Below are 26,545 nucleotides of genomic sequence, written 5' to 3'. Positions count from 1 at the left end.
AAGCCGTCATCCACAGGGTGCCGCCCGTCTCGCCCGGAGTCCCCGTAGAGTGGAGCCGCACGGCCGCTCACCGGTTTGACCCTGATCTTCGCCAGCGCGTACCGTTGGCCGGTCTGCCGGAGTCGACCGGTGCCGCACGTCCACGGAGGCTTCCCCGTCACCGTGGGTGGGCGGTGCCTGCCGAACGTCGCTGGCCCGGGGTTCCGGGCGCGTGGCGGCACTGCCGATCAGCCCGGCGGGGACACACCGCGAACCACCACCGAAAGAGAAGCTCGTGAGCAAGCGTACCTACCAGCCGAACAACCGTCGTCGCCACAAGGTGCACGGGTTCCGCCTGCGCATGCGTACCCGCGCTGGCCGCGCCATCCTGACCGCGCGACGCCGTAAGGGCCGCAAGAGCCTCGCCGTCTGACGGGGGCTCTCGACCGCCACACCGCTGCGTCCGTGCTCACCAGGCCTCACCGACTGACCGACGGGGATCGTTTCCGCGCCGCGTCACGTCGAGGCCGCCGGGCCGGGACCCGCACCCTCGTGGTGCACCTCCTGCTCGAGCCGGACAGCAGCACCGATGCCGACCCCGGCCCGCCGCGGGTCGGCTTCGTCGTGAGCAAGGCGGTCGGCAACTCCGTCGTACGCAACCGCGTGAAGCGGCGGCTCCGACACCAGGCCCGGGAACGACTCTCGTCGCTCCCGGGCTCTGCTGTGCTCGTGGTCCGTGCGCTTCCGGCGGCCGCCGAGGCCACCTCCGCGCAGCTGGCGGCGGACCTCGAGCGCGGGCTGGGCCGGGTGCTGGGATGAAGTACGTCCTGATCGGGCTGTTGCGCGCCTACCGCGCGGTGATCAGCCCGCTCTACGGCCAGGTCTGCCGCTACCACCCGTCCTGCTCCGCCTACGCGCTGGAGGCTGTGCGCACGCACGGCAGCCTGCGCGGGAGCTGGCTCGCCGTACGACGTCTGGCACGCTGTCACCCGTGGGCGGCCGGCGGTTACGACCCCGTCCCGGACCGCCCCGGAGCCTCGTCTCCCTCACCCCAGCAAGGAGCCTGAATCCGTGGGATTCTTCAGCGCCATCGGCTCGTTCATCATGACGCCGCTGTACTACATCATCTCCGCGCCCCTGGTCGCGTGGCACTGGCTGTTCACCCAGCTCGGCCTGGACAGTGACGGTGGTGCGGCCTGGGTGCTGTCGATCATCGGTCTGACCCTGGTGGTGCGTGCGGCGCTGATCCCGCTGTTCGTCAAGCAGATCAAGTCCAGCCGCAACATGCAGCTCATCCAGCCCAAGGTGAAGGAGCTGCAGAAGAAGTACGGCCACGACCGGGAGCGTCTCGCCCAGGAGACGATGAAGCTGTACAAGGACTCGGGCACCAACCCGTTCGCCTCGTGCCTGCCGATCCTGGTGCAGATGCCGATCTTCTTCGCGCTGTTCCGCATCCTCGACCAGGCCGCGAAGAAGGAGACGCCGCACGGCTTCCTGAGCGCGGAGCTGGCCGGCGACTTCGCCAACTCCCGTCTGTTCGGCGAGATCCCGCTGAAGATGTCCTTCTGGGGTGCGCGCACCTGGGGCGACAGCGGCGACCTCACCGTCATGCTCACCGCGCTCGTGCTGGTGCTGGCGATGACCGCCACGACGTTCACCACCCAGCGCCAGCTGATGGCCAAGAACATGCCGGCCGACGCTCTCTCCGGGCCGTACGCGCAGCAGCAGAAGATGCTGCTCTACGTCCTCCCGGTGGCTTTCGGTCTCGGTGGTGTGGCGTTCCCGATCGGCGTGCTGCTCTACTGGACCACCTCGAACCTGTGGACCATGGGCCAGCAGTTCTACGTCATCCGCAACAACCCGGCCCCCGGCACCCCGGCGTTCAAGGCCAAGGAGGAGCGCGACCGCGCCAAGGCGGCCCGCAAGGGCACCCTGGTCGAGGACCCGACCGCCGCACCGACCGAGCCGCAGGAGGACCGCCGTCCGGCCGTCCGCCCGCAGCCCCAGAAGCAGACGCGCGAGCAGCGCAAGAAGACCGGCAAGAAGCCGGGCGGCTCCCCCAAGAGCGGCCCCCAGGGAGGCAAGAAGTGACCGAGGAGAGCACCGTGCCCGTGAACGGCGAGGAGATCGCGCCCGAGGGCGCCAGCACCGACCGGCTCGCGCAGCTGGAGAACGAGGGTGACATCGCGGCCGACTACCTCGAGGAGCTGCTCGACATCGCCGATCTCGACGGCGATCTCGACATGGACGTCGAGGGTGACCGCGCCGCGGTCTCGATCGTGGGCGCCGACCTGAGCCAGCTCGTGGGGGCGAACGGCGAGGTGCTCGAGGCCCTGCAGGAGCTGACCCGCCTGGCGGTCTACCGCGAGACCGGCGAGCGCTCGCGGCTGATGCTGGACATCTCCGGCTTCCGCGCCGACCGTCGCTCGCAGCTGGAGCGGCTGGCCGCGGAGAAGGTGGCGGAGGTCCGGGAGTCCGGCGCTCCGGTCTCCCTCGCGCCGATGTCGCCGTTCGAGCGCAAGGTCGTCCACGACGCCGTCGCCGAGGCCGGGCTGGTCTCGGAGTCCGAGGGCGTCGAGCCCCGTCGCCACGTGGTGATCCTGCCCAGCTGATGACTGACGTTTCACGTGAAACACCCTCCGCGCCCGAGGTGGCGCGGAGGGTGTTCTCGTCCCAGAGGCTGCCCCTCGCGCAGCGTTATGCCGACCTGTTGGCCACCGAGGGCGTCGTACGCGGCCTGATCGGGCCGCGGGAGGCCCCGCGACTGTGGGACCGCCACCTCCTCAACTGCGCGGTCCTCGGCGAGTGGATCCCCCAGGACGCCACCGTCTGCGACATCGGCTCCGGGGCCGGGCTGCCCGGCCTGGTGCTGGCGATCGCGCGGCCCGACCTGCGGATCACGCTCGTGGAGCCGCTGCTGCGGCGTACGACGTTCCTGCAGGAGGTCGTCGACGAGCTGGAGTTGGGCCACGTCCGGGTCTTCCGGGGACGCGCCGATGCGCTCCACGGCAAGGAGACCTTCGACGTGGTCACCTCGCGGGCCGTCGCGCCGCTGGGCCGGCTCCTGGGGTGGTCGATGCCGCTGGTCGCCCCGACCGGCGCGCTGGTCGCCATGAAGGGCTCCTCGGTCCATGAGGAGATCGAGGCCGCTGCCGACGACCTGCGGGACTGGGGATGTGCCGCACCCGAGGTGCGCATCCTGGGTGAAGGAGTGCTGGCCGAGACGACCGTGGCCCTCCGAGTGGCCTGGGCCGATCCCACGCAGGTATCTTGGCCGTCCCGGGCCGCAGCCGGCGCGCAGAAGTCTGCTCGCCGCGCCCGCCCCCAGAAGTCCCGCCCGAGACGAAAGCAGGGTTCGTGAGCGACGACGTACGTCAGGGCTCCGGCACCACGGAAGCCGGATCCCCGCCCGTGAACGATGCGGTTTCCCCAGAGTTATCCACCGGTGAAAAGGGCCGCTCCACGCCTGAGTCTCCACAGGATGGGGGAAATTATCCACAGGGAGCCTCGCGGAGCGACGCTGCCGGCCCGGCCTCCTCCAAGGGCTCGGTTTCACGTGAAACGGGCGCGACCGCCGAGTCCGCGGTTTCACGTGAAACGGCGACGGAGCAGACCGTTCCACGTGAAACATCGCCCGCTTTCACGGTGCGGACCGCCGGCGAGATGGCGCCGTACTCCAGCGAACTGGACATGAACAACACTCCCTTGGCCAAGGCCGCTGAACACAGCGTGCTGGCCCGTCAGTCACTCACCGGCGGACGCCACCTGGTCCCGCGTCCCGCGAGCACCCGGATCTTCGTGGTGGCGAACCAGAAGGGCGGCGTGGGCAAGACGACCTCCACGGTCAACGTCGCGGTCGCCATGGCCCAGCTGGGACAGCGGGTGCTGGTGATCGACCTCGACCCGCAGGGCAACGCCTCCACGGCGCTGAACATCGAGCACCGCCGCGGCGTCCCCTCGACGTACGACGCGCTCGTCGACGGCGTCCCGCTCGTGGACGTCTCGACCCCGTGCCCCGACGTGGACAACCTGATGGTCGTTCCGGCCACGATCGACCTCGCCGGCGCGGAGATCGAGCTGGTGAGCGTCGTGGCACGCGAGGGCCGGCTGCGCCGGGCCATCCACGGCCACCCGCTCGTCGGTGACGAGGCGAGCGCTGGCGAGGACCGGTTCGACTACGTGTTTGTGGACTGCCCGCCGTCGCTGGGGCTGCTCACGCTCAACGCACTGGTCGCCGGCGACGAGATGATGATCCCGATCCAGGCGGAGTACTACGCCCTGGAGGGCCTCGGACAGCTGCTGGAGACGGTGGAGATGGTGCGCGCGCACCTGAACCCCGATCTCGCGGTCTCCACGATCCTGATCACGATGTACGACGCGCGCACGCGCCTGGCCGCCGGTGTGGCCGAAGAGGTGCGTGAGCACTTCGGGGACCAGGTGCTGCGCACCGCGATCCCCCGCTCCGTGCGGGTCTCCGAGGCGCCGTCGTACGCGCAGAGCGTGATGACCTACGATCCGGGATCACCGGGTGCGTTGAGCTACTTCGAGGCGGCCCGCGAGATCGCCAGCAAGGCCGTCAGCAAGGCGGCGACCCCGTCGAGCACCCCCGGAGGGCACGCGTGAGCACCACCCGTCCGCCTCAGCGTCGCGGACTCGGCCGCGGGCTCGGCTCGCTCATCCCCACGGCGCCGGTCGCGGCCCCCTCCGACCCCGCAGATGGTGGCCCGGAGGGCGTTTCTGGTTCGTCAGGAGGCGATCTGAGCGTCGGAGCGCCCGGCTCGCGTCCGTCGGCGGGTGCCGAAACTGCTCCAGATGGCTCTCAGGAGACCGTTTCGGGGCTCGCGCCGGTCGATGGGGCGTACTTCGCGGAGCTCCCGATCGACCAGATCGTCCCCAACCGTGCCCAGCCGCGCTCGGTCTTCGACGAGGAGGCCATGGCGGAGCTGGTGCACTCCATCCGCGAGATCGGGCTGCTTCAGCCGGTGGTCGTCCGGCGCACCGGTCCGGACGCCTACGAGCTGATCATGGGCGAGCGCCGGTTGCGCGCCAGCCAGGCGGCTGGGCGTGACACCATCCCGGCGATCGTGCGCGACACCGACGACACGGCGATGCTGCGCGACGCGCTGCTGGAGAACCTCCACCGTTCCGACCTCAACCCGCTGGAGGAGGCGTCCGCCTACGCCCAGCTGCTCGAGGACTTCGGCTGCACCCATGAGGAGCTGGCGCGCCGGCTGGGGCGCTCGCGTCCGCAGATCAGCAACACGCTGCGGCTGCTGAAGCTCAGCCCGGCGGTCCAACGGCGGGTCGCCGCCGGCGTGCTGTCCGCGGGCCACGCGCGTTCGCTGCTCGCCGTCGAGGACCCGGGCCTGCAGGACCGCCTGGCTCAGCGCGTGGTGGCCGAGGGCATCAGCGTGCGCGGCCTCGAGGAGATCGTGGCCGTCGGCGAGCGCGACCGGGCCCCGTCCCCGCGCGGGCGGAAGGCCCAGCGCTCCGTTCCCGGCCTCGTGGAGTACTCCGACCGCCTCGCCGACCGCTTCGAGACCCGGGTCAAGGTCGACCTGGGGCGCAGCAAGGGCAAGATCACCGTCGAGTTCGCGACCCTGGAGGACCTCCAGCGGATCGTGGACATCATGGACCCCCGCAACCGCACCGACCGAGTCATCTGAGGCGATTGGTCGCTTTGTCGACAAAGTGATTCATCGACATATCGATCAATCGCTAGGTGGATCAGTCGCCGAATCGGCGGTCGATGGCGCGCCGAGTCGGCGCTAGTAGTCGCCTGCGCGTCGCTGGAGTGACGTACGGCGTACGGAACGGTGCTCCAGGAGCCGAAATGAGCGCGGTGGCCGACGAGACGACGCGGCGGGAGCGTCGTCGATCGTCTCCTCGGCGTTCCTGGCGAAGCCCGGATGCGGGCTCAGGCAGGTGCGCCTCGCCACTGGCGCCGACTCACGCAACCATTGGCGCCGAGGCGGCGAGGGGCGGGGTGGGTCAGGAGCGGCGCTTGGCGGCGCGGCGGGCGGCGCGCTCGCGCTTCTCGGCGGCGTCGAGGCGCTCGGCCTCCTCCAGGGTGGGCGCCGAGCCGCCGAGGCGGGCAGGGAGCCACCAGGAGCCCGGGGGCTGCTCGTCGGCCGGGTAGGCGGCGATCGTCTTGTCGAGCATCTCCGACATCCGGCGGTGCAGCTCGGCGTTGTCCTCGAGCGCGGTCTCCGCGGTGGGGTGCAGGGGCTCGCCGACGGTGATCGAGATGGACGTGCCGCGCGAGAAGTCCTTGGGGTGGCCCTTGGTCATCATCCGCTGGGTGCCCCACAGGACGACCGGCATGAGCGGTACGCCGGCGGCCGCGGCGATCCGCACGGCGCCGGTCTTGAACTCCTTGAGCTCGAAGGAGCGCGAGATCGTCGCCTCCGGGAAGATGCCGACGGCCTCGCCGGCGCGCAGGCGCTCGACGGCCTCGGAGAACGATGCCAGGCCCTCGCCGCGGTCCACGGCGATGTGGTGCATGGAGCGCATCACCGGGCCGCCGACCGGGTGGTCGAAGATCTCCTTCTTCGCCATGAAGCGCACGAGGCGCCGCGAGGGGTGCGCGGCCAGCCCGCCGTAGATGAAGTCCAGGTAGCTGACGTGGTTGAAGGCCAGCAGCACGCCGCCCTCACGGGGCACCTGCTCATCGCCGGTCAGCTCGATGCGCTGCCCGAGCACCCGGAAGGCGGTCTTGGCGGTGGCGATGATCGGCGGGTAGGTGAGGTCGCGCATGGCGTCGGGCCTGTCTGTCGATCGGACGGGGCGTGGGGTCAGCTCAGGTCGATGCGGGGGCTGTCGTAGCCGCTGCCACCGAGCGCGGGCGCATCCTGGTCGGGAGCGCCGAACGTGGCGCGCAGCTCCATCTCGGCCTCGAGGACCCCGGCGAGGCGGCGTACGCCCTCGCGGATCCGTTCGGGCGTCGGGTAGCAGAACGACAGGCGCATGGCGTGCGAGCCGAACCCGTCGGCGTAGAACGCGGTGCCGGGCACGTAGGCCACGCGCGCGGTGACGGCGCGGGGGAGCATCGCCTTGGCGTTGACGCCGGACGGCAGGGTGAGCCAGACGTAGAACCCGCCGTCGGGGACGTTCCACCGGCAGCTGGCGGGCATCAGGTCCGAGAGCGCGTCGACCATCGCGTCGCGCCGGCCGCGGTACATCTCGCGGAACTGCTTGATCTGGCCCTTCCAGTCGTGGTTCGCGAGGTACGCCGAGATCGCCATCTGGGAGAACTGCGGAGGACACAGCGTGGCCGACTCCTGCGCCAGCACGAGCTTCTCGCGCACGGGCGCCGGCGCGAGCGCCCAGCCGACCCGGAAGCCGGGGGCGAAGGTCTTGGAGAAGGAGCCCAGGTAGATCACGTTGTCGGCGGAGTCGGCACGCAGGGCGCGCATCGGCTCGCGGTCGAAGCCGAGCAGGCCGTAGGGGTTGTCCTCGAGGATGAGGATGCCCTCGCTGCGGCAGATCTCGAGGATCTCCGGGCGCCGCTCCAGCGAGAGCGAGACGCCGGCCGGGTTGTGGAAGTTGGGGATCGTGTAGAGGAACTTGATCGTCTTGCCGGCGGCCTTCACCGCGGCGATCGCCTGACGCAGCGCCTCGGGCACCAGCCCGTCGGCGTCCATCTCGGCGTGCACGACCTCGCACTCGTAGGACTTGAAGACGCCCAGCGCGCCGACGTACGACGGGGCCTCGCACAGCACCACGTCGCCCGGGTCGCAGAAGACCCGGGTCACGAGGTCGACGGCCTGCTGGGACCCGACGGTCACCACGACGTCGTCGGGGTGGGCCTCGATGCCCTCCAGGCGCATGACGTCGGTGATCTGCTCGCGCAGCTCGGGCACGCCCTGGCCGGAGCCGTACTGCATGGCGACGGCGCCCTGGTGGGCCACGAGGTCGGAGATCGCGCCACCGACGACGTCGAGCGGCAGACCAGAGATGTTGGGCATGCCGCCGGCGAGGGAGACCACCTCCGGTCGCGAGGCCACCGCGAACAGGGCCCGGATCTCCGAGGCCGTCATGCCCGCGGTGCGCGCAGCGTAGCGATCGACGAAGGCGTCGAGGCGGGCGCTGGGCGGGCGTGCGGGGCTCTGTTCCATGATCCCTCTAGCATGGACGATCGACGCCGTCACTGCACGCGCGGGTCGCGGTTTGGGCGCGTCTGTCCCGTCACAGCACCGGGAGGTCACCGTGTCGCGCAAGGTCGTCAGCCTCACCGTCGATCACCTCGCCGAGCTCGAGGAGAGCGGCGATCGCTGCGCCTCCTGCCTGTTCTGGCAGCTCGACCCGGTACGCCGTGACCGGGTGCCCGAGGAGCGTGCGGCGGCGGAGAAGGAGGCCTGGGTCAGCGAGGTGCTGCGCGACTGGGGCTCCTGCGGCCGGGTCGTGCTGGTCGAGGGACGTCCGGTGGGCTGGGCGATCTACGCGCCGGAGGCGTACGTCCCGGGTGCGGCGGGGTTCCCGACGGCGCCGGTGTCCCCGGACGCGGTGCTGCTCACCACCGTCCACGTCGACGCGGCGTACGCCGGCGGTGGGCTGGGCCGGATGCTGATCCAGGGGATGGCCCGCGACCTGGTGGAGCGCGGCGGCATCGGGGCCGTCGAGGCGTTCGCGACCGACCGGCCCGACCGGCCCGACCGGCCCGACCGGCTCAGGGTGCCGGGGCTGCCCGGGTGCGGCTGCGTGGTGCCGGCGGGCTTCCTGGGCAGCGTGGGGTTCAAGACCCAGCGCGCGCACCCGCTGACGCCGCGGATGCGGATGAACCTGCGCGCGGCGCTGAGCTGGCGCGACGAGGTCGAGGCAGCGATCGGCAAGCTGGTCGGCGCGGTGCGCCCGGGGCCGAGACCAGCGAGGCCCCCGACCCCCACCCGGGTGGGTGGGACGTCGAGGGCCTCGTGAGGAGGTACGGCGATCAGGCGATGAACTCGGAGAGCTCGTTGAGGATCGCGGCCTTCGGGCGTGCGCCGACGATCGTCTTCACGACCTCGCCGCCCTGGTAGACGTTGATGGTCGGGATGCCGGTCACCCGGTACGACGACGGGGTGACGGGGTTCTCGTCCACGTTCATCTTGAAGAACGTGATCTTGTCGCCGTGGCTGCCGGCGATCTCGTCGAGGATCGGGGCGACCTGACGGCACGGCCCGCACCACTCGGCCCAGAAGTCGACCAGGACGGGCTTCTCGGACTTGAGGACCTGCGCCTCGAACTCGGCGTCGGTCACGGCGGCGATGTTGCCCACGGTGGTTCCCTTCGGTTGCTGATGACGGCTGTGCCAATGACGGCTGTGCTGGTGCAACGCCGGTCCCTGGTGCGATGTTCCCGCGCCGGGGACCGGTGAGTGGTGCTCAGAGACCGGCGGTCTGGACCGACTCGTCGCCGGCGGACGTGGCCACGGTCTGCTGCGCCTCACCGGTGGTGGAGGCGGTGTGGTCGAGCTCGGCGAGGTAGCGCTCGGCGTCCAGCGCGGCGGCACAGCCGGTGCCGGCCGCGGTGATCGCCTGGCGGTAGTGGTGGTCCACCAGGTCGCCGGCGGCGAAGACACCGGGGAGGTTGGTGGCGGTGGAGGGGTGCGCGACGACGACGTACCCGTCGTCGTCGACGTCGACCTGTCCGGTGAGCAGCTCCGAGCGCGGGTCGTGGCCGATCGCGATGAACAGGCCGGTCGCCGCGAGGTCGCGGGTCTCGCCGGTGACGGTGTCCTTGAGGGTCACCGACTCCAGGCGGTCGGAGCCGTTGATGGACTCCACGACGCTGTTCCACTCGATCTCGAGCTTGGGGTCGGCGAACGCGCGCTCGGCCATGATCTTGGAGGCACGCAGCTCGTCGCGGCGCACGATCAGGGAGACCTTCGAGCCGAAGCGGGTGAGGAAGGTGGCCTCCTCGACGGCGGAGTCGCCGCCGCCGACGACCGCGATGTGCTGGTCGCGGAAGAAGAAGCCGTCGCAGGTCGCGCACCACGACACGCCGCGACCGGAGAGCTCCTCCTCGTTGGGCAGGCCGAGCTTGCGGTAGCCCGAGCCGGTGGCCAGGATCACCGCGCGGGCGGTGTAGGTGTCGGTGGCGGTCTTGACGACCTTGATCTCACCGGTGAGGTCGACCTCGACCACGTCGTCGGCGACCAGCTCGGCGCCGAAGCGCTCGGCCTGGGCACGCATCTCGTCCATGAGGGCCGGGCCCATGATGCCGTCGCGGAAGCCCGGGAAGTTCTCGACCTCGGTGGTGTTCATCAGCGCGCCGCCGGCCGTCACCGAGCCCTCGAAGACGAGGGGGTGCAGGCTGGCGCGGGCGGCGTACACGGCGGCCGTGTAGCCGGACGGCCCGGAGCCGATGATGATCACGTTGCGGGTCTCGGACATGACGTCCTCTCGATGGATCGGGGTTGGTCTGAGGTGACACCTCGAGAACCGATCGTAGGCGAGGGATGTTCCCGCTCCGACAGCGTCCCGAGGACGCTCAGCGGCGCGGCAGCGTCACCGAGCGCAGGATCGTGCCGGTGCCGCACTGCAGCACCTCGACGACCCGTGTGTCGCCGGCGGGAGGACGTATGGCGACCACGGCAGGCTCATCGTCGTAGCGCACCGCCAGCAGGCGCCCGGGACCCCACGGGGCGGGGTCGCAGGAGAACCACGCCGTGCCGCGCGCCGGGGCACGCTGCTCGAGCTTCGCGGCCCCGTCGCCCGGGACGGGGGCTCGGTCTCGATAGAGCTCGGCGCGGCGGTCCGAGCCGGACTTTCCGGCGTTGGCGGAGAGCGGGGCGACCGTCTCGGTGGCCCGCAGCAGGGCGCGGGCGTCGCGGGTGAAGTGGTCGGCGTGCACATCGACGGGACCACCGGTCGGCGAGGGCGCCTTGCGCCGGGGGAGGGTGCTGGTGCTCCGGTCCACGGCGGCGTCCTCGGCACTCGTGGCCTGGCCCGCGGCGCTGGAGGAGTCGCTGCTCGAGGCGGTCTCGGCACCGCTGTCGATCACCTGGTCCACGCCCACGGCGGCGACCACGACGGCGGCGGCAGCGACCAGCAGGCCGCCGGCACGGCGCCGGCGGCGGGCGGCGACCTCGTCGGCGGGGGGTGCGTCCACGGGGCCGTCGGCGGCGAGCTGGGCGAGCACCCGCTCGAGGCGCTGGGCGACGTCGTCGGGCACCGGCTCGTCGTGACGGGCCTCTGCGAGGAGGCGGCGCACCTGGGCGTCCTGCTCGTCGTCTGCTCGGGTCACGGTCGGCCTCCTCTCGGGCGGGGCAGCGGCTGCGGGTCGGGGGTGCGGGGTGGTGGGGACACGGGGTTCACGGCGCGGGGGCGGTGGGCGGTGCCGGCGCGCCCTGTCTCTCTTCGACGCCGGGGTCGGGGACGCGGTTCCGCTCCGGGGCGTGGGCTGGCTCACCGCGCGCCGCGAGGCCCAGGAGCGTGGCCAGCCGGGCCCGGCCCCGCGAGCAGCGGGACTTCACCGTGCCGACCGCGCAGTCGAGGATCGCGGCCGCCTCGGCGACCGGGTAGCCCTCCATGTCCACCAGGACGACGGCCGCGCGCTGCTCGGCCGGCAGCATCCGCAGCGCGTCGAGCACGGCGCGGCGCTCGTCGTGCCGGGCGCTGTGCTCCGCGGGGTCCTCGGCCTCCCCTGTCGCCGAGCGCAGCGAGCCGCGGTTGCCGTACTCCTCGAGGTCGTCGGGGAGCAGCTCGGTGCGCCGCACCCGGGCGGCGCGGTGGCGGTCCAGGCACGCGTTGACGACCACGCGGTGCAACCAGGTGGTGACCGCCGCCTCACCGCGGAACGTCGCGGCCCGACGGTACGCCGCGACCATGCCGTCCTGGAGACCGTCGGCGGCGTCCTCGGCGTTGCCGGAGGTGCGCAGCGCGACCGCCCAGAGTCGGTCACGGTGCCGGGCGAAGAGCTCGCCGAACGCCTCGTGGTCGCCGGCCACGTGGGCGGCAAGCAGCTCGGCATCGGACCGGGTGCGCTCGCTCATCCGCGCACCACGACCTCGGCGAGCTCGGCGCGGAAGCCGTCGGAGACCGACGGCAGCGAGGTCAGCCACAGCGTCACGTAGCGCCCGCGGACCGGCTCCTCGAGGGTGACCTTGCCGGAGGCGCCGATCTCCTGGGTCGCCACCGGGGAACCCGCCTCGCCGGGGGTGGCGGTGGGCGCGTCGTCGCTGACGAAGACCTCGACGGTGGTCGGCTCGCCGCGCAGGGAGAGCTGGACCTCGGAGACGTCCTGGCTGCTGCCCAGGTCGAGCACCAGGCCGACCCCGGTCTTGAGCCCGCCGGGTCCGAACTGCTGGAGGTAGGTCTGGGTGGTCCACGCCGTCGCGTCGTCGCCGTCGGTCGCGAGGGAGGTGAGCTCGGGGTACTCGCCGCCGTCGTCGCCCTGCGGGTCGAGGTCGCGGGCGCCCGTGACCGCCAGCGGCTGGAGCGCTGCCGGGGAGGCGTCAGGGGTGCGGGGCGGGTCGTCACCGGGATCGCTGCCGAGGGGGGTCTTCCCCCGCCCGAGGTTGATGCCGACCACGACCGCGATCAGCAGCAGCAGGCTGGCGGCGATCACCATCGCCAGGCGCAGCGACCTGCGGCCGGGCACGTCGGTGTCCTCCTCCGGCGCGATCACGGGGATCCCGGTGCCGGTGTGGCGGCCGTTGGCGGTGTCCCAGGGCCAGAAGTCGCTCGGCGTCCCGGGCGGTACGGCGTGGCGCGGACGCCGCGCCGGCGCGCCGTCCGGCGGCTCGGGGGCGAAGAGCGGGCGCTCGGGCGGCTCCTCGAACGGCGGCGGCGGGGGCGCGGGCTCGCTGGAGCGCGTGAGCCAGGAGACGTCGTCGCTCTCGTCGTCGAAGACCGGCAGCCCCGCCTGCGTGGGCAGGCCGTCGGGCACCACCGAGGTCGCGCCGGGGTCGCCGGGATCGGCGGCAATGTCGTCGGCGGTGTCGTGGGCGGTGTCGTGGGTCGCGGTGCGTCCGGCGGGCGTGGCGTCCGGGGACGTCGCGGCCACGGGAGTCTGGATCGTGGGGGCGGTGTCAGCGGGGTCGGTCGTGTCGGTGGTCGCGGACTGCTCGACGGCGTACCGGTCCGGCTCCGGGTCGGGCCCGTTCTGGGGCCCGTTCTGGTGCCCCAGAACGGGCTCGGTCTCGAGCGGGGCGGAGCTGCGGCGCGGCTCGTGCAGGGCCATCTCGGGGACCGGCGGGAGCACCACCGTCTCCGGGCGCCGGTGCATGCGCAGCGCCGCCATCTCCTCGGGGATCCCGGTGGGGTCGCCCACGAAGTCGGCGAGGAAGTCGGCGATGTCGCGGGCGGAGCGCAGCCCGATCTCGCGACCGCGCGGCAGTGCGGGGTTGAGCAGCTCGTCGCACAGCGCGTCGAGGGGACGCGGCACCCCGGCGCGGACCTGGCGCGGTCGCAGCACGTGGCCGTGGTCGGTGGGCGCCGGCGGCACGTCCGAGGCGGCCAGGCCGGCCCAGCGCCCGGTCAGCGCGCAGTAGAGCAGCCCGGCCAGGTTGGTGACGTCGGTGAGGAGCCTGTCGGTGGGCAGGCCGTGCAGCGCGGCGTCGACGGCGAGGCCGATGACGCGCACCGAGCCGGTGCGGTCGACCAGGACGTTCTCGGGCACGAGCCGGCCGTGGGCGACACCGGCCTCGTGGGCGCGCGCCATGGTGTCGGCGACCTCGCCGACCAGCCAGGCCGCGCGCCGGGGCGGGAGCGGGCCGTGGGTCGCGGCGAGGTGGTCCAGGGCGATGCCCGAGCCCCACTCGTTGACGACGTAGCAGAGGCCGCCGGTGCGCTCGGCGTCCAGCACCCGCAGGAGGCGCGGGTCGTGGATCCGCGCGGAGCGGCGTGCGGCCTCGATCAGCTGCGGAGCGCGCGGGTCGTCCTCGTCGATGACGTGCAGGGCGACGTGGCGCTCGAGCACCTGGTCGTGGGCGCGCCAGAACCGTCCGCCCTTGCTCTCGCTGAGCAGGTCGACGAGTCGGTAGCGTCCGGCGAGGACATCGCCAGGTCGGTTCGACAGTGGCACGTGGACCCTGCGGCTCCTTCCCTGCTGGTCGTCTACCGGTGTGCTGGGGCCCCTGGGGCCCGCGCCTCATCGTAGGCCGCGGTCCTTGCGGCGGCTGCCAGGGAGCCGTCGCGTCAGGGTCTCGATGACGTCAGTCACCTCCCGCAGCCGGAAGACCCGGGCGAGGAGCAGGTAGACCACGCCGGCGACGCCGAGCGTCACCCCGGCGACCAGGACCGCACCCGGCCAGCTCTCGGTCCCGGACCAGCTGTCCAGGGTGAACGCCGGGATGGCGGCCACCGCGACGGTGAGGAGCGTGATCAGCGCGAGGCGGGCCAGGAACCGCACCAGGCGGGCGTCGTCGAGGGTGCCGACCCGGCGGCGCAGGACGGTGTAGGACAGCACGCTGCCGACCAGGTACGACGCGGCGTACGCCGCCGCCAGTGCGGGCGCGGTGTGCTCGGGGTCGACCGCGCGTACGGCGGCCAGGGCGACCACGACGTTGGTGAGCGCCACCCAGCACTGGTTGAGGAAGACCGTGCGGGTCTGCTCCAGGGCGTAGAAGCCGCGCAGCACCAGGTAGTGGACGGTGAACAGCAGGATGCCGGGGCCGAAGACCGCCAGGGTCGGGGCGTAGGCGCCGATCGAGTCGGCCGAGGCGCCGAACCCGAACAGGATGCGGGCGAGCTCGGGGGCCACCAGCGGCAGCAGCGCCGCGAACGGGACCATCACCGCCAGCGCGGTGCGCAGGGTGCCGCCGAGGGTCCGCCCCAGCGCGGCCAGGTCGCCGTCGGCGCCCTGGCGCGAGAGCCGCGGCAGGATCGCCGTCGCCAGCGACACGGTGATCACCGAGTGCGGGACCATCACGAGCAGGAAGGCGAAGGAGTACACCGTGTAGCCGGTGCCGCCGTCCGCGGCGCCGCTCGAGGCGAGGTTGACCACCACGGTGTAGGCGATCTGGTTGACCACGACGAACAGGACCGTCCACATGCCCAGGCGCAGGGTGTGGCCCAGACCGGTGCCGCGGAAGTCGAAGCGCGGGCGGAACCGGAACCCGGTGGCGCGCAGGTAGGGGATGAGGATCAGGAACTGCACGACGATGCCGGCCGTCGAGCCGAGGCCGATCAGCAGCTCCTCGTCGACCGAGTACGCCGCGTCCTCGCCCGCGCCCGTGGCGGCGCCGAAGGACATCAGGTAGGCGATCAGCACCCCGATCGAGATCAGGTTGTTGGCGATCGGCGCCCACATCATCGGGCCGAAGCGCCCGCGCGAGTTCAGGATCTGCCCGACCAGCACGAACATGCCGTAGAAGAAGACCTGGGGCAGGCAGTAGCGCGCCAGGTCGATCGCGGAGTCGCGCTGTTCGGCGAGCGAGGGGCGGCCGTACTGCTCGCCCAGGTAGAGATCCATGACCAGCGGCGCGGCCAGCACCAGCACCAGCGTCACCGCTGCCAGGAACAGGCCCGCGAGGGTGAGGATGCGGTTGGTGTAGGCCACCCCGCCGTCCGGGTCGTGCTTCATGGCCCGCACCAGCTGCGGCACCATCACCGCGTTGAACACTCCGCCCGCCAACAGGATGTAGAGCGCGTTGGGGACGGTGTTGGCGATCGTGAACTGGTCGGCGTGCAGGCCGGCGCCCAGCGCGGCGGCGAGCAGCGCCGTACGCACGAAACCGCTCGCCCGCGAGACCACCGTGCCGGCCGCCATCACCGCGCTCGAGGCGAGGATCTTGCGGTCCTCCTCGCGCACGTCGGTGGAGGGTTCGCTCATGCGGGGGTCTCCTGGGAGTCGGGAGCGGTGTCGGGGCTGTCGGTGGGGGCCGGGTCCGCGGCGGCGCCGGCGGACTGCTCGGCGTCGCGGCGCCGGGCACGCACGGTCCGCACGAGGCGGACCACGACGGCGCCGACGAACAGCGACAGCCCGACGCCGATGATCACCCAGATCACCACGCTGAACTGCGCCGCGCGAATCGGCAGCTGGTCGGAGGAGCCGAGCGCCGTGCCCTGCAGGTCGGTCACGACCAGCGTGACGTTGTGGACGCCCTGGCGCTCGGTGCTGGCGGTCAGCAGGACCGTACGTCGGCTGCGCGCGGCCAGCTCGACGGTGTCGGGGCCCTCGATGACGACGGGGCCGTCGGAGAGCGCGTCGATGGCGACCGTGACCGGCTCGTCGAGGTTGTTCGACACCGTGACCGAGAAGCGGCCGCTGTCGCTGGACAGGGTCACCGACGGCGGGGCCTCGATGAGGATGCTGCGCAGCCGGGTGTCGATCCAGGCCCGGGACGCCTTGGCGCGGCCGCGCGCCGCGTTCGGGTGCACGCGCGAGGCGTAGGAGAGGTTGGTCAGCGCCTCGTCGGTCACCTCGCCGGCGACCCGGTCGTTGCGGCGCAGCAGGTTCTGCAGCGTCTCGCCGGCCCGCTCGAGGGCGCGGGCGGCGCCGAAGTCGGCGGCGGTGAGCTCGCGGTCCTGCACGCTCTCGGGGTAGTCGAACCGCTCGGGTGCCGCGGCCGTGGGGTCGTCGGTGATGTCGTCGACGGTGGTGAGCCGCACCCACGGCAGGTCGAGTCCCTGGAAGAAGCCGGTGCTGCTGGCCGGCACCCAGCTGTCGGGCAGCACCACGACCAGGGGGTCGGGCCCGCTGGTGGCGACCGCGGCGCGGCTCGCGGCGTCGGCACCGGCGGGAGCGGACGAGTCAGTATCGGCCTGGAGGTGGCGCACCGCGGCCTCGGCCAGCATCCGCTGACGCATCGCGACCAGGCTCAGCCGGTCGTCGGGGCCTGGCCCCCCGGTCTGGGTGGCGGTGGAGAAGACCGCGACCGGGTGCCGGCCGACGGAGAGCACGCCCGGGGCGTCGACGGCGTCCTCCCCGAGCATCCGGTCGCCGATCATCACGGTGGTCGCCTTGGTCGCCAGCCGGATCGCGTCGGAGTCCAGGTAGCCGCCCGGCGAGGTCACCACCGGGGTGGCGCCGGGGGCCAGCTGGCGCAGCGCGGTCGCGGAGCGGGTCCGGGCCTGGCGGTAGACCTTCCGGTCGTGGGCGGCCGCCGCGGAGACGTCCAGGTCGCCGTACGGCAGGGCGAGGACCTGGCCGGAGTCCAGCGCGTTGGAGAGACGATCGAGCCAGCCGGAGGCGGCGTCCGCGGCCAGGTCCGGCTCCTGCTCTTCGTCGCCGGAGTCGTTGTCGCCCGCCCCGCCGGGGGCCGGGCTCAGCGTGGCGCCGGGATCGGGGGTCGCGTCGGGGTCGTTCTCGAGGTCGGGGTCGTCGCCCTCGTCGGGGTCGAGGGTCGGGCCGGTGGTGCGTCCCGGGTTGCCGGCGGCGAGGCGGCGCGCCGCGTCGCTCACCGCGGGGTCGACCAGCCAGGTGATCGGCCGGGACCCGGACGCGGCGCCGAAGTCCACCAGGCTGTGCAGCCGGCCGCCGGGGCTGAGACTGCTGGTCCACCCGTCGACGTCGTCGAGGGAGCCGTCGTCCTCGTAGGCGATGCCGCGCCGCAGCGGCACCACGATCGCGGTGTCGACCGGGGCGCTGGCCCGGGCGCGACGCACCAGCGGGAGGAACATGCGGGCGCGGCCGTCCGCGACCACGTCGCGCGGGGTGGTCCTGGACTCGCCGAGGGCGTGGACGCCGAACCAGTAGACGCCGGGCTCGCTCACCGGCAGCACGCTGCGCGGCACCCGGACGGTGTACGTCGCGCTCTCCCCGGGGGCGAGTCGCTTGATGGTCGCGAACGGTCCGGGATCGGTGATCCGGTCCCCGACGAAGGTGGTGGCGTCTGCGGTGGCGGCGTCGGCCAGCTCCGCGCGGGTGGTCATCGGCGTCGTGGAGACGAACGGGTAGAGGTTGATCCTCGACCAGGCCACGTCGTCGAGGTTGGTGACGGTGCCAGTGACCCGTACGGCGCCACGCTGCGGGATCGCCGACGGGGCGAGCGAGCCGACGCTGATCGCGAGCGGGGCGTCGTCCTCGGCGCGGACCGGGGCGGTGGTCGCGGTGGTCGCGTCGGCCGGCGAGGCGGCGCCGAACGGCGTCGCGAGGGTCGCCAGCGCCACGAGGGCAGGCAGCAGCGACCGGGGGCGGACCATGGCCGTGACTCTATCGCCGGGTGGGGCAGCCCCGGGATGGCAGTTCGCCGTGAGCGCCGCCGTAGACTTCTCCGCTGTGTCCGACGCCTCGCTGCCGCCCCTGAACGTCGCCGACGTGCAGCGCTCGGTGAACGCCGAGCTCGACCGGATCGGTCCGGTCATCGACGAGCTCGGTCGCCGCTTCGCCGCTGCCGGTCACGAGCTCGCCCTGGTCGGCGGGCCGGTGCGCGACGCGATGCTCGGACGCCACCACCACGACCTCGACTTCACGACCTCGGCGCGCCCCGACGCCACCGAGAAGATCCTCAAGTCCTGGGGCGACGCCACCTGGGACATGGGCCGGGCCTTCGGCACCATCGGCTGCCGCAAGGGCGACTACGTGGTCGAGGTCACGACGTACCGCTCGGAGACCTACGACCCCTCCTCGCGCAAGCCCGACGTCGACTTCGGCGACACCCTCGACGGTGACCTGGGCCGGCGCGACTTCACCGTCAACGCGATGGCGGTGCGGATCCCGGGCCGGGTCGTGGAGGACCCGTACGGCGGCGTGGTCGACCTCGCCCACCGGGTGCTGCGCACGCCCGGCACGCCCGAGGACTCCTTCTCCGACGACCCGCTGCGGATGATGCGCGCGGCCCGGTTCGCCGCCCAGCTGGGGTTCACCGTGGCCCCCGAGGTGGTCGCCGCGATGACCGCGATGGCCGAGCGGATCACGATCATCTCCGCCGAACGGGTGCGCGACGAGCTGGTCAAGCTGGTGTGCGCGCCGTACCCCCGCCTCGGCCTGACCCTGCTGGTCGACACCGGGCTCGCCGCCCACGTGCTGCCCGAGCTGCCGGCACTGGCGCTGGAGCGCGACGAGCACCACCGCCACAAGGACGTCTACGAGCACACGCTGACGGTGCTCGAGCAGGCCATCGAGCTGGAGGACCGCCTCGGCGGGGAGCCCGACTTCATCTCCCGCTTCGCGGCGCTGATGCACGACGTCGGCAAGCCGCGCACCCGCCGCTTCGTCGACGACGGCACCGTCACCTTCCACCACCACGACGTGGTGGGCGCCAAGATCACCCGCAAGCGGATGAAGGCGCTGCGCTTCTCCAACGACGAGATCGACGCGGTGGCCCACCTCGTGGAGCTGCACCTGCGCTTCCACGGCTACGGCACCGGCGAGTGGACCGACTCCGCCGTACGCCGCTACGTGCGCGACGCCGGTGACCAGCTCGAGCGCCTGCACGTGCTCACCCGCGCCGACTGCACCACCCGCAACAAGCGCAAGGCCGAGCGGCTGCGGCGTACCTATGACGACCTCGAGGAGCGGATCGCCCGGCTCTCCGAGGAGGAGGAGCTGGCCTCGATCCGGCCCGACCTCGACGGCAACCAGATCATGGAGATCCTCGGGATCGGCCCCGGTCGCGACGTCGGCCAGGCCTACCAGCACCTGCTCGAGCTGCGCATGGACCGCGGCCCCCTCGACGAGCCCACCGCCCGCGCCGAGCTGTTGGCGTGGTGGAAGGCGCGGCAGGAGGGCTGAGGGCCCCCTCCCGCATGTAACGCGGGGTTGTTGACGCTGCACACGCGGTGTGCGGCGGTGGAAGCGTCAACAGCGCGTGGGAAGTCGCCCCCGCGTCGGCGCGCGCCCGCACCTGCCCGCGCCCAACCACCCACGTACGCCGACGGCCCGCCCGGATCTCTCCGGGCGGGCCGTCGGCACCGCAACAGCAGGACTTCAGCGTGCGGGGAGGGTCACTCCTCGCCGCGGATGAAGGCCTCCACGCGGCGACGGCCCTCGTCGTCGGGCAGCTGCACCGGCGGGGACTTCATGAGGTACGACGAGGCCGAGATGATCGGGCCGCCGATGCCGCGGTCCTTGGCGATCTTCGCGGCGCGGATCGCGTCGATGATGATGCCGGCGGAGTTCGGGGAGTCCCAGACCTCGAGCTTGTACTCGAGGTTCAGCGGGACGTCGCCGAAGGCGCGGCCCTCGAGGCGGACGTAGGCCCACTTGCGGTCGTCGAGCCAGGCCACGTAGTCCGAGGGACCGATGTGCACGTTGCGGTCGTCGGCGGTCGCGCCACCGAGCGGACCGCTCAGGTTCGAGGTCACGGCCTGGGTCTTGGAGATCTTCTTGGACTCCAGGCGCTCACGCTCGAGCATGTTCTTGAAGTCCATGTTGCCGCCGACGTTGAGCTGGTAGGTGCGGTCCAGCACCACGCCGCGGTCCTCGAAGAGCTTCGCCATCACCCGGTGGGTGATGGTGGCGCCGACCTGCGACTTGATGTCGTCGCCGATGATCGGGACGCCGGCGTCCTCGAACTTCTTGGCCCACTCGGGGTCGGAGGCGATGAAGACGGGCAGGGCGTTGACGAAGGCCACGCCGGCGTCGATCGCGCACTGGGCGTAGAACTTGTCCGCCACCTCGGAACCCACCGGGAGGTAGGAGACGAGGACGTCGACCTGGCGGTCCTTGAGGATCTGCACGATGTCGACCGGCTCCGCGGAGGACTCCTCGATGGTCTGGCGGTAGTACTTGCCGAGACCGTCGAGGGTGTGGCCGCGCTGGACCTCGACGCCGAGGGTCGGGACGTCGCAGATCTTGATGGTGTTGTTCTGGGAGGCGTTGATCGCCTCGGAGAGGTCCTTGCCGACCTTCTTGTCGTCGACGTCGAAGGCGGCGACGAACTCGACGTCCTTGACGTGGTAGTCGCCGAAGGCGACGTGCATCAGGCCAGGGACCGCCCCCGAGGGGTCAGCGTCCTTGTAGTACTCGACGCCCTGGATCAGGGAGGTCGCGCAGTTGCCGACCCCCACGATTGCTACTCGAACCGAACCCATGGGGGATTCCTCTCTTGTCACTGCTGCGGGGATCGCTGCTGGTGGTGGTCGGCGGCCGCGAGGCCGTCCGGGGACACGTCTGCTGGCGCGGCGGAGTCGCCGTGCATGAAGCCCGGGGATGGCCCCGGGGGGCTGCCGGCGCTGCGCTCGGCGTTGATGAGGTCGGAGAGCCAGCGGACCTCACGCTCGACCGATTCGACGCCATGGCGCTGGAGCTCGGCCGCGTAGCGGTCGACCTCCTTCTCGGTCATCGACAGCTGGCTCTGGACGCGGTCGAGCCGCTCCTGGAGCCGGATCCGCCGACCCTCGAGCACCCGGAGCCTGATCTCCATGTCGGTGGAGGAGAAGAAGGCGAAGCGGATGTCGAAGTTGTCGTCCTCCCAGGCGGTCGGGCCGACCTCGGACATGAGTCGCTCGAACTCGGCCGTGCCGGCGGCGGTGACCTGGTAGACGATGCGCGGACGCCGCGAGACCGGGGTGACCAAGGTGCTGGCCTCCTCGATGAGGTTGTTGCGCAGCATCTTCTTCAACGCCGGGTAGAGCGAGCCGTAGGACAGCACCCGACCCCACCCGAGCATCAGGTTGAGCCGCTTGCGCAGCTCGTAGCCGTGCATGGGTCCCTCGTGCAGCAGTCCGAGGACTGCCAGCTCGATGGTCTCTCCACGGCGTGCCATGCGACCTATCGTAGCGATATATCCGCCAGACGTGAATCGTGAGAGGTTCGTCGCGTGGTGCCCGCCTATACCGGCGGATGCGTACTCTGGTCGATTGGAACCGACCACCTACGCCCGGTCTGCTCCTCGGTTGCCCGTGACCGAGCGGACCGGGCGCCGCGACGAAAGAGCCGAGCTTGAGTGGAAAGCGCAGGGCCGCGGGTCCGCCCGTGACCAAGCCGCCGAGGACCAGCAGCACCTCCCAGGCGAAGCCCGGCAAGCCGCCCCGCACGCGCAAGCAGAAGGTGCTGCGCGTCGTGAAGTGGGCCTCGCTGGCCGCGTTCGTGGGCCTGCTCGCGCTCGTCGCGGTGTTCGTCGTCCTCTACCGGACGATCGACATCCCGGACCCCAACGAGGACTTCCAGACCGAGACGTCGTTCATCTACTACGCCGACGGCTCCACCGAGCTGGGCAAGTTCGCCACCCAGAACCGTGACTCGATCCCGCTGCAGGAGATGCCGCAGCACCTGCAGGACGCCGTGGTCGCCGCGGAGAACCGCACCTTCTGGAGCGACAGCGGCATCGACCCCCGCGGCATCGTCCGCGCGGCGTTCAGCAACGCCTCGGGCAACTCCAGCCAGGGCGCGTCGACGATCACCCAGCAGTACGTGAAGATCCTCTACCTCAGCTCCGAGCGGACCTACACCCGCAAGATCAAGGAGGCGGTCCTCTCGCTCAAGCTGCAGCGCCAGCAGAGCAAGCAGGAGATCCTCGAGGGCTACCTCAACACCATCTACTTCGGCCGGGGCGCGTACGGCGTCCAGGCGGCCGCCCAGGCGTACTTCGACAAGCCCGCCGCGAAGCTGAGCCTGCGCGAGTCGGCGGTCCTGGCCCGGGTGCTGAACAACCCCAGCCGCTACGACCCCGCCAAGGGCAAGGACGCGCGGCGCTCGCTGAAGGCCGGCTACGAGCGGGTCCTCAACGGCATGGCCGAGATGGGCACGATCGACGCCAAGCAGGCCGAGAAGGCCGCGAGGAAGCTGCCCAAGTTCCCCAAGATCGAGGCCGAGAGCACCTACGGCGGCCAGCGCGGCCACATGCTGTCGATGATCAAGAAGGAGCTCCAGCGCCTCGGCTTCAGCGAGGAGGAGATCGACGGCCAGGGCCTGCGGGTCACCACCACCCTCCAGCAGCCGGCGATGCGCGCGGCCGAGGAGGCGGTGAAGGAGGCCAAGCCCGAGGGCTTCGGTGACGAGCAGCTGCACGTCGGCGTCGCGACCGTCGAGCCCGGGACCGGCGCCTTGCGCGGGTTCTACGGCGGCCAGGACTACCTGGACTCCCAGATCAACTGGGCGGTCTCCGGCGGCCAGGCCGGCTCGACGATGAAGGCGTTCGCGCTCGCGGCCGCGATCAAGCAGGGCTTCTCGCTGCGCGACACCTTCGAGGGCAACAGCCCGATCGAGATCGGCGACACCTCGTTCGGCAACCAGGGCGACACCGACTACGGGTCGGGGGTCAACATGCTCCAGGCCACCGCCAGCTCCATCAACACCGCGTTCATCGACATGACCGACGCGATGGAGGACGGCCCGCGCAAGATCATCGACATCGCCACCGCGATGGGCCTGCCCCCGGCGGAGCCGAAGGGCGCGAAGGCGCCCGGCTTCCCCAACTCCTCCCCGGGTCTCAAGCCCGAGCTCGGCGTCTCGCTGGGCAGCGCGACGGTGAGCCCGATCAACATGGCCGGGGCCTACGCCACCATCGCCAACGGCGGGGTGGCCGCGGAGACCTACCTGATCGAGTCCGTCGAGGATGCCAACGGGGACGTGCTCTTCGACCACAAGGTCAAGACCAACCGCGCCCTCGACGAGGACATCGCCGCCGACGTCTCCTACGCGCTGCAGCAGGTGACCGAGTCCGGTGGTTCCGGCGCCGACGCCGGCGCCACGCTCGCCCGTCCCAGCGCGGGCAAGACCGGCACCTCGACCAACGGCCTCGACGACGTGGTCTCCTCCTGGTTCGTCGGCTTCACCCCGCAGTACTCCAGCGCCGTCGTCTACACCCGCGGCAAGGGCAACGAGCCGCTCGACGGGTGGCTGCCCTCCTTCTACGGCGGTGACTACCCCGCCGACACCTGGGCGCGGCTGATGGTGCTCCTGCACGACGGCCTCGAGGTCAAGGACTTGGCCGACCCGGCGTACGTCGACGGCGACGCGCCGTCGGACGGCCACGCGCCGTACGTCCCGCCGTCGAACCCGGCCCCGCAACCGCGCCCGAGCAAGAAGCCGAGCCCGACCAAGGAGCCGACGAAGGAGCCCACCAAGGAGCCGACGAAGGAGTCGACCCCGACCGAGGAGCCGGAGCCGACCGAGGAGCCGGAGCCCACACCGACCGTGCCGGAGCCGACACCCACCGTGCCGGAGCCGACACCGCCCAGCCCGACGACCAGCCCCGCGGCCGGCGCACCCACCCGCGGTCCCGACCCCGGGCGCGGGTAGGCCATGACCGGCGCGCCGGGCGGGTCCGGCCCGTACGTCGACCCGACCCGGGACGACCCGGCGGTCGGCGCGCTGAGCGCAGGTGTCGGCGGGCCGGTCGGGCGGCGCGCCGGCCGGCACCCGTGGTGGACGCCGGTGCGGGTTCTGCTCGCCCTGGTCGCGCTCACCATGGCGCTGGGGATGGTGCAGAAGGCCCCCTGCGTCGACGACGAGTGGAGCTCGCAGGACGTCCGCGCGACGTACATGTGCTACTCCGACCTGCCCTACCTCTACACCGGGCGGGGCTTCGTCGAGGCGGCCTGGCCCTTCGACGACGACGCGGAGGTCCGCGAGCGCTACGAGGTGATGGAGTACCCCGTCGGGATCGCCTACTTCGCCTACGCGACGGCGAAGGTGACCCACGCGCTCACCGGCGCGGACGCTGGCGAGCGGGCGGACCGCCCCACCGAGGAGTTCTGGGGCGATGACCGGGTCCAGCGCGAGATCACGGTGTTCCTCGCCCTGAGCGCGCTCGCCTTCGCCCTCGCCGCGATGCTCGCGGTGTGGTTCCTGGCCGGGGTCAACCGCCGCCGGCCATGGGACGCGGCGCTGTTCGCGGTCTCGCCCGCGTTGCTGGTGACCGGCCTGGTCAACTGGGACCTGCTCGCGGTGGTGCTGGTCGCCGGGGCGCTGTGGGCCTGGGCCAAGGACAGACCGGTGCTCACCGGCGTGCTGATCGGGCTGGGCGTGGCCACCAAGCTCTACCCGCTGTTCCTGCTCGGCGCGATCCTCGTCATCTGCCTGTGCGACCGCCGGATGCTCGACTTCGTGCGCGCGACGGCCGCGGCGGCCCTCGCGTGGGTGCTCGCCAACCTCCCGGCGTACCTCTCCGGGCCGGAGGAGTGGCGGGTGTTCTGGTCCTTCAACTCCGAGCGCGGGCCCGACCTGGGCTCGGCCTGGCTGGTGGCGGCGCAGTGGCTCGACCGCACGATCGAGCCCGAGACGATCAACCTCTGGTCCTGGCTGCTCTTCGGCGCGTGGTGCGTCGGCGTGTTCGTGATCGGCGTGCTCGCCCCCGAGACGCCGCGCTTCGCGCAGCTGGGGTTCCTGATCGTGGCCGGGTTCCTGCTGGTCAACAAGGTCTACTCACCGCAGTACGTGCTCTGGCTGCTGCCGCTCGCGGTCCTCGCGCGGCCCCGGCTGCGCGACCAGGCGGTGTGGCAGCTCAGCGAGCTGTTCTACTTCGCGGCCGTGTGGTGGTACCTCGCCGGCTGGCTCGCCCCCGGCGGCGGGGACGACCCGGGGTTCTACTGGCTGGCGATCGTGCTGCGCATCGCCGGCGAGCTGTACCTCGTCGCGCTGGTGGTGCGCGACGTGCTGCGCCCGCAGCACGACCCGGTGCGGGCCGCCCGCGAGGCGCCGGCGGCAGCGCCACCGACGCCGGTGCCGCTCAGCTGACGACGCTCAGCTGATCACGACGCGGTCGAAGGCCGTGGTCGTGAACCGCACCCGGACGTCGATCTCGTCGCCGACCGCCGGCACGTGCGCGCCGTGCGGCAGGAACAGCATCGAGGCCTGCATGTGCGGGGGCTCGGCGAAGAGCCGCTGCTTGCCGTCGATGGCGAACGGCGAGCGCACGAAGCCGACCGCGTCGAGACCGCCGCGCGCCAGGGTGGCCGCGCGCGCCTTGATCGAGGAGTCCCCGGTGGGCGCCTCGAGGCCGATGCCGTGGGCGGTGCCGCCGCTGACGACGAGCAGGTGCCCGGACTTCGGCGCGGTGCGGCCGCGGTAGCCGAAGGAGTCGCCGCGCTCGACCGGGTGGACGTCGAGCACGGTCGAGGTGACCCGCAGCGCGCCGCGGTCGCCGAGCCACAGGCCGGTGCCGATGCGCGGGCGCACGGTGTAGTCGGCGTACGACGTGGCCAGCTGGGCGAGCTCGTCGTCGGTGAGGTGGCTGACCCACAGGGTGCGGGTCGGCAGCTCCGCGGCGACCACGTCGTTGAGCAGCCGCTGGACCTCGGAGAGGTGGGAGCCCTGGGCGAGCGGCAGGTGCAGCGCGACCCCCTCCAGGCGGGCCTGGGGATGGTCGCGCAGCTGCTCGGCGACCGCCCACAGCTCGCGGGCGCTGAGCCCGTGGCGCTGCATGCTGGTCATCCGCTCCAGCACGAAGCGGGCGTCGGGCTGGCGGGCGAGCAGGTCGGTGACGTCCGCGGGCCGGCCGAGGGTGTGCACCACGCGGTCGGCCAGCGCCGGGTCGACCTCGAGGGCGACGCCGAACGGGCGCCACGGGGTGAGCACAAGCAGCGAGCCGTCGAAGCGGTGCGCGACGTGCTCGAGCTCGTCGTAGGTCCCCACGGCGAGGGTGTCCACGCCGTAGCCCTGGTCGGCCAGCCACTGCGCCTTGCGCGCCAGCCGGCCGAGGGTGAAGCCGTAGCCGTTGCCCTTGGCCACCGGGACCAGCCCGGGATGGGCGGCGGCGACCGCGCGGAGGTGGTCGCGCCAGCGGGGGCCGTCGACGTCGAGGGTCAGGCTCATC

Annotated in this window: 24 protein-coding genes; 12 read left to right on the top strand and 12 right to left on the bottom strand. The window is 72.1% G+C overall.

The window, feature by feature from the left end; translation table 11 throughout:
- Positions 1-274: 274 nt before the first annotated feature.
- From rpmH to HBO46_RS20430, 8 genes are all read left to right on the top strand, one after another.
- Positions 275-412 (top strand): 50S ribosomal protein L34, encoded by a 138-nt coding sequence (gene rpmH / locus HBO46_RS20465; protein ID WP_153325538.1) that lies wholly within the window; start codon positions 275-277, stop codon positions 410-412.
- Positions 413-444: 32 nt separating this feature from the next.
- Entirely contained in the window at positions 445-798 is a 354-nt protein-coding gene (gene rnpA, locus HBO46_RS20460) for a ribonuclease P protein component (RefSeq protein WP_166135180.1), read from the top strand.
- Positions 795-1,046 carry a membrane protein insertion efficiency factor YidD gene (gene yidD / locus HBO46_RS20455; RefSeq protein WP_153325536.1) on the top strand — a complete coding sequence of 84 codons (252 nt, stop codon included), beginning with the start codon at positions 795-797 and terminating at the stop codon, positions 1,044-1,046. The genes rnpA and yidD overlap by 4 nt, the downstream gene beginning before the upstream one ends.
- 37 nt (positions 1,047-1,083) lie before the next feature.
- The gene (yidC, locus tag HBO46_RS20450; protein ID WP_166136247.1) at positions 1,084-2,070 is read left to right on the top strand and encodes a membrane protein insertase YidC; all 987 of its coding nucleotides are present in this window, start codon (positions 1,084-1,086) and stop codon (positions 2,068-2,070) included.
- A gap of 14 nt (positions 2,071-2,084) precedes the next feature.
- A complete protein-coding gene (locus HBO46_RS20445) occupies positions 2,085-2,591 on the top strand; it encodes a Jag family protein (RefSeq protein ID WP_191480271.1) in 507 nt (168 codons plus the stop codon).
- 50 nt (positions 2,592-2,641) lie between these two features.
- Positions 2,642-3,340, top strand: a complete 699-nt coding sequence (gene rsmG, locus HBO46_RS20440; protein WP_224769280.1) for a 16S rRNA (guanine(527)-N(7))-methyltransferase RsmG — start codon at positions 2,642-2,644, stop codon at positions 3,338-3,340.
- 329 nt (positions 3,341-3,669) lie between these two features.
- Positions 3,670-4,602 carry a ParA family protein gene (locus HBO46_RS20435; protein WP_166135174.1) on the top strand — a complete coding sequence of 311 codons (933 nt, stop codon included), beginning with the start codon at positions 3,670-3,672 and terminating at the stop codon, positions 4,600-4,602.
- Positions 4,599-5,645, top strand: a complete 1,047-nt coding sequence (locus HBO46_RS20430; RefSeq protein ID WP_166135171.1) for a ParB/RepB/Spo0J family partition protein — start codon at positions 4,599-4,601, stop codon at positions 5,643-5,645. The genes HBO46_RS20435 and HBO46_RS20430 overlap by 4 nt, the downstream gene beginning before the upstream one ends.
- Before the next feature lie 325 nt (positions 5,646-5,970).
- On the opposite strand, the gene HBO46_RS20425 is transcribed toward HBO46_RS20430, so the two are convergent.
- Both HBO46_RS20425 and HBO46_RS20420 read right to left on the bottom strand, forming a co-directional pair.
- Positions 5,971-6,735: a lysophospholipid acyltransferase family protein gene (locus HBO46_RS20425; protein WP_166135168.1), complete on the bottom strand. Its 765-nt coding sequence runs from the start codon at positions 6,733-6,735 to the stop codon at positions 5,971-5,973.
- 38 nt (positions 6,736-6,773) lie between these two features.
- The gene (locus HBO46_RS20420) at positions 6,774-8,096 is read right to left on the bottom strand and encodes an aminotransferase-like domain-containing protein (RefSeq protein WP_166135165.1); all 1,323 of its coding nucleotides are present in this window, start codon (positions 8,094-8,096) and stop codon (positions 6,774-6,776) included.
- Positions 8,097-8,187: 91 nt separating this feature from the next.
- Between HBO46_RS20420 and HBO46_RS20415 the strand changes: the two genes are divergently transcribed.
- Entirely contained in the window at positions 8,188-8,895 is a 708-nt protein-coding gene (locus tag HBO46_RS20415; RefSeq protein ID WP_166135160.1) for a GNAT family N-acetyltransferase, read from the top strand.
- Between the two features lie 13 nt (positions 8,896-8,908).
- On the opposite strand, the gene trxA is transcribed toward HBO46_RS20415, so the two are convergent.
- The 7 genes from trxA to HBO46_RS20380 form a co-directional block, all read right to left on the bottom strand.
- A complete protein-coding gene (gene trxA / locus HBO46_RS20410; RefSeq protein ID WP_317983887.1) occupies positions 8,909-9,235 on the bottom strand; it encodes a thioredoxin in 327 nt (108 codons plus the stop codon).
- A gap of 106 nt (positions 9,236-9,341) precedes the next feature.
- A complete protein-coding gene (gene trxB, locus HBO46_RS20405; RefSeq protein ID WP_166135158.1) occupies positions 9,342-10,352 on the bottom strand; it encodes a thioredoxin-disulfide reductase in 1,011 nt (336 codons plus the stop codon).
- A gap of 97 nt (positions 10,353-10,449) precedes the next feature.
- A complete protein-coding gene (locus HBO46_RS20400) occupies positions 10,450-11,205 on the bottom strand; it encodes a hypothetical protein (RefSeq protein ID WP_166135155.1) in 756 nt (251 codons plus the stop codon).
- 67 nt (positions 11,206-11,272) lie between these two features.
- Positions 11,273-11,953 carry an RNA polymerase sigma factor SigM gene (sigM, locus tag HBO46_RS20395; protein WP_166135151.1) on the bottom strand — a complete coding sequence of 227 codons (681 nt, stop codon included), beginning with the start codon at positions 11,951-11,953 and terminating at the stop codon, positions 11,273-11,275.
- The gene (locus HBO46_RS20390; RefSeq protein WP_166135148.1) at positions 11,950-13,986 is read right to left on the bottom strand and encodes a protein kinase family protein; all 2,037 of its coding nucleotides are present in this window, start codon (positions 13,984-13,986) and stop codon (positions 11,950-11,952) included. The genes sigM and HBO46_RS20390 overlap by 4 nt, the downstream gene beginning before the upstream one ends.
- A 66-nt stretch (positions 13,987-14,052) precedes the next feature.
- A complete protein-coding gene (gene murJ, locus HBO46_RS20385) occupies positions 14,053-15,735 on the bottom strand; it encodes a murein biosynthesis integral membrane protein MurJ (RefSeq protein ID WP_166135145.1) in 1,683 nt (560 codons plus the stop codon).
- Positions 15,732-18,047: a DUF6049 family protein gene (locus HBO46_RS20380; protein WP_166135142.1), complete on the bottom strand. Its 2,316-nt coding sequence runs from the start codon at positions 18,045-18,047 to the stop codon at positions 15,732-15,734. The genes murJ and HBO46_RS20380 overlap by 4 nt, the downstream gene beginning before the upstream one ends.
- A 76-nt stretch (positions 18,048-18,123) precedes the next feature.
- Between HBO46_RS20380 and HBO46_RS20375 the strand changes: the two genes are divergently transcribed.
- Positions 18,124-19,578 (top strand): CCA tRNA nucleotidyltransferase, encoded by a 1,455-nt coding sequence (locus HBO46_RS20375; RefSeq protein WP_224769523.1) that lies wholly within the window; start codon positions 18,124-18,126, stop codon positions 19,576-19,578.
- A 212-nt stretch (positions 19,579-19,790) separates the two neighbouring features.
- Here the strand turns inward: HBO46_RS20375 and HBO46_RS20370 are convergent, their stop codons facing one another.
- Together HBO46_RS20370 and HBO46_RS20365 are read right to left on the bottom strand one after the other, a co-directional pair.
- Positions 19,791-20,879, bottom strand: coding sequence for an inositol-3-phosphate synthase (locus tag HBO46_RS20370; RefSeq protein ID WP_166135136.1), 1,089 nt, complete (start codon positions 20,877-20,879; stop codon positions 19,791-19,793).
- Positions 20,880-20,896: 17 nt separating this feature from the next.
- Complete coding sequence (locus HBO46_RS20365) at positions 20,897-21,553, bottom strand: PadR family transcriptional regulator (RefSeq protein WP_166135133.1); 657 nt, start codon at positions 21,551-21,553, stop codon at positions 20,897-20,899.
- Between the two features lie 209 nt (positions 21,554-21,762).
- Between HBO46_RS20365 and HBO46_RS20360 the strand changes: the two genes are divergently transcribed.
- Entirely contained in the window at positions 21,763-24,030 is a 2,268-nt protein-coding gene (locus HBO46_RS20360) for a transglycosylase domain-containing protein (RefSeq protein WP_224769278.1), read from the top strand.
- Between the two features lie 3 nt (positions 24,031-24,033).
- Entirely contained in the window at positions 24,034-25,467 is a 1,434-nt protein-coding gene (locus HBO46_RS20355; protein WP_166135127.1) for a glycosyltransferase family 87 protein, read from the top strand.
- Between the two features lie 6 nt (positions 25,468-25,473).
- Here HBO46_RS20355 and HBO46_RS20350 read toward each other — a convergent pair whose 3' ends face one another.
- Positions 25,474-26,544: an alanine racemase gene (locus HBO46_RS20350; protein ID WP_166135124.1), complete on the bottom strand. Its 1,071-nt coding sequence runs from the start codon at positions 26,542-26,544 to the stop codon at positions 25,474-25,476.
- Position 26,545: the final 1 nt, after the last annotated feature.

It is taken from the genome of Nocardioides ochotonae, from assembly GCF_011420305.2.
Taxonomy (GTDB): domain Bacteria; phylum Actinomycetota; class Actinomycetes; order Propionibacteriales; family Nocardioidaceae; genus Nocardioides; species Nocardioides ochotonae.
The sequence above is the reverse complement of the archived record's forward strand: the minus strand, read 5'-3'. Positions and strand labels throughout refer to the sequence as shown.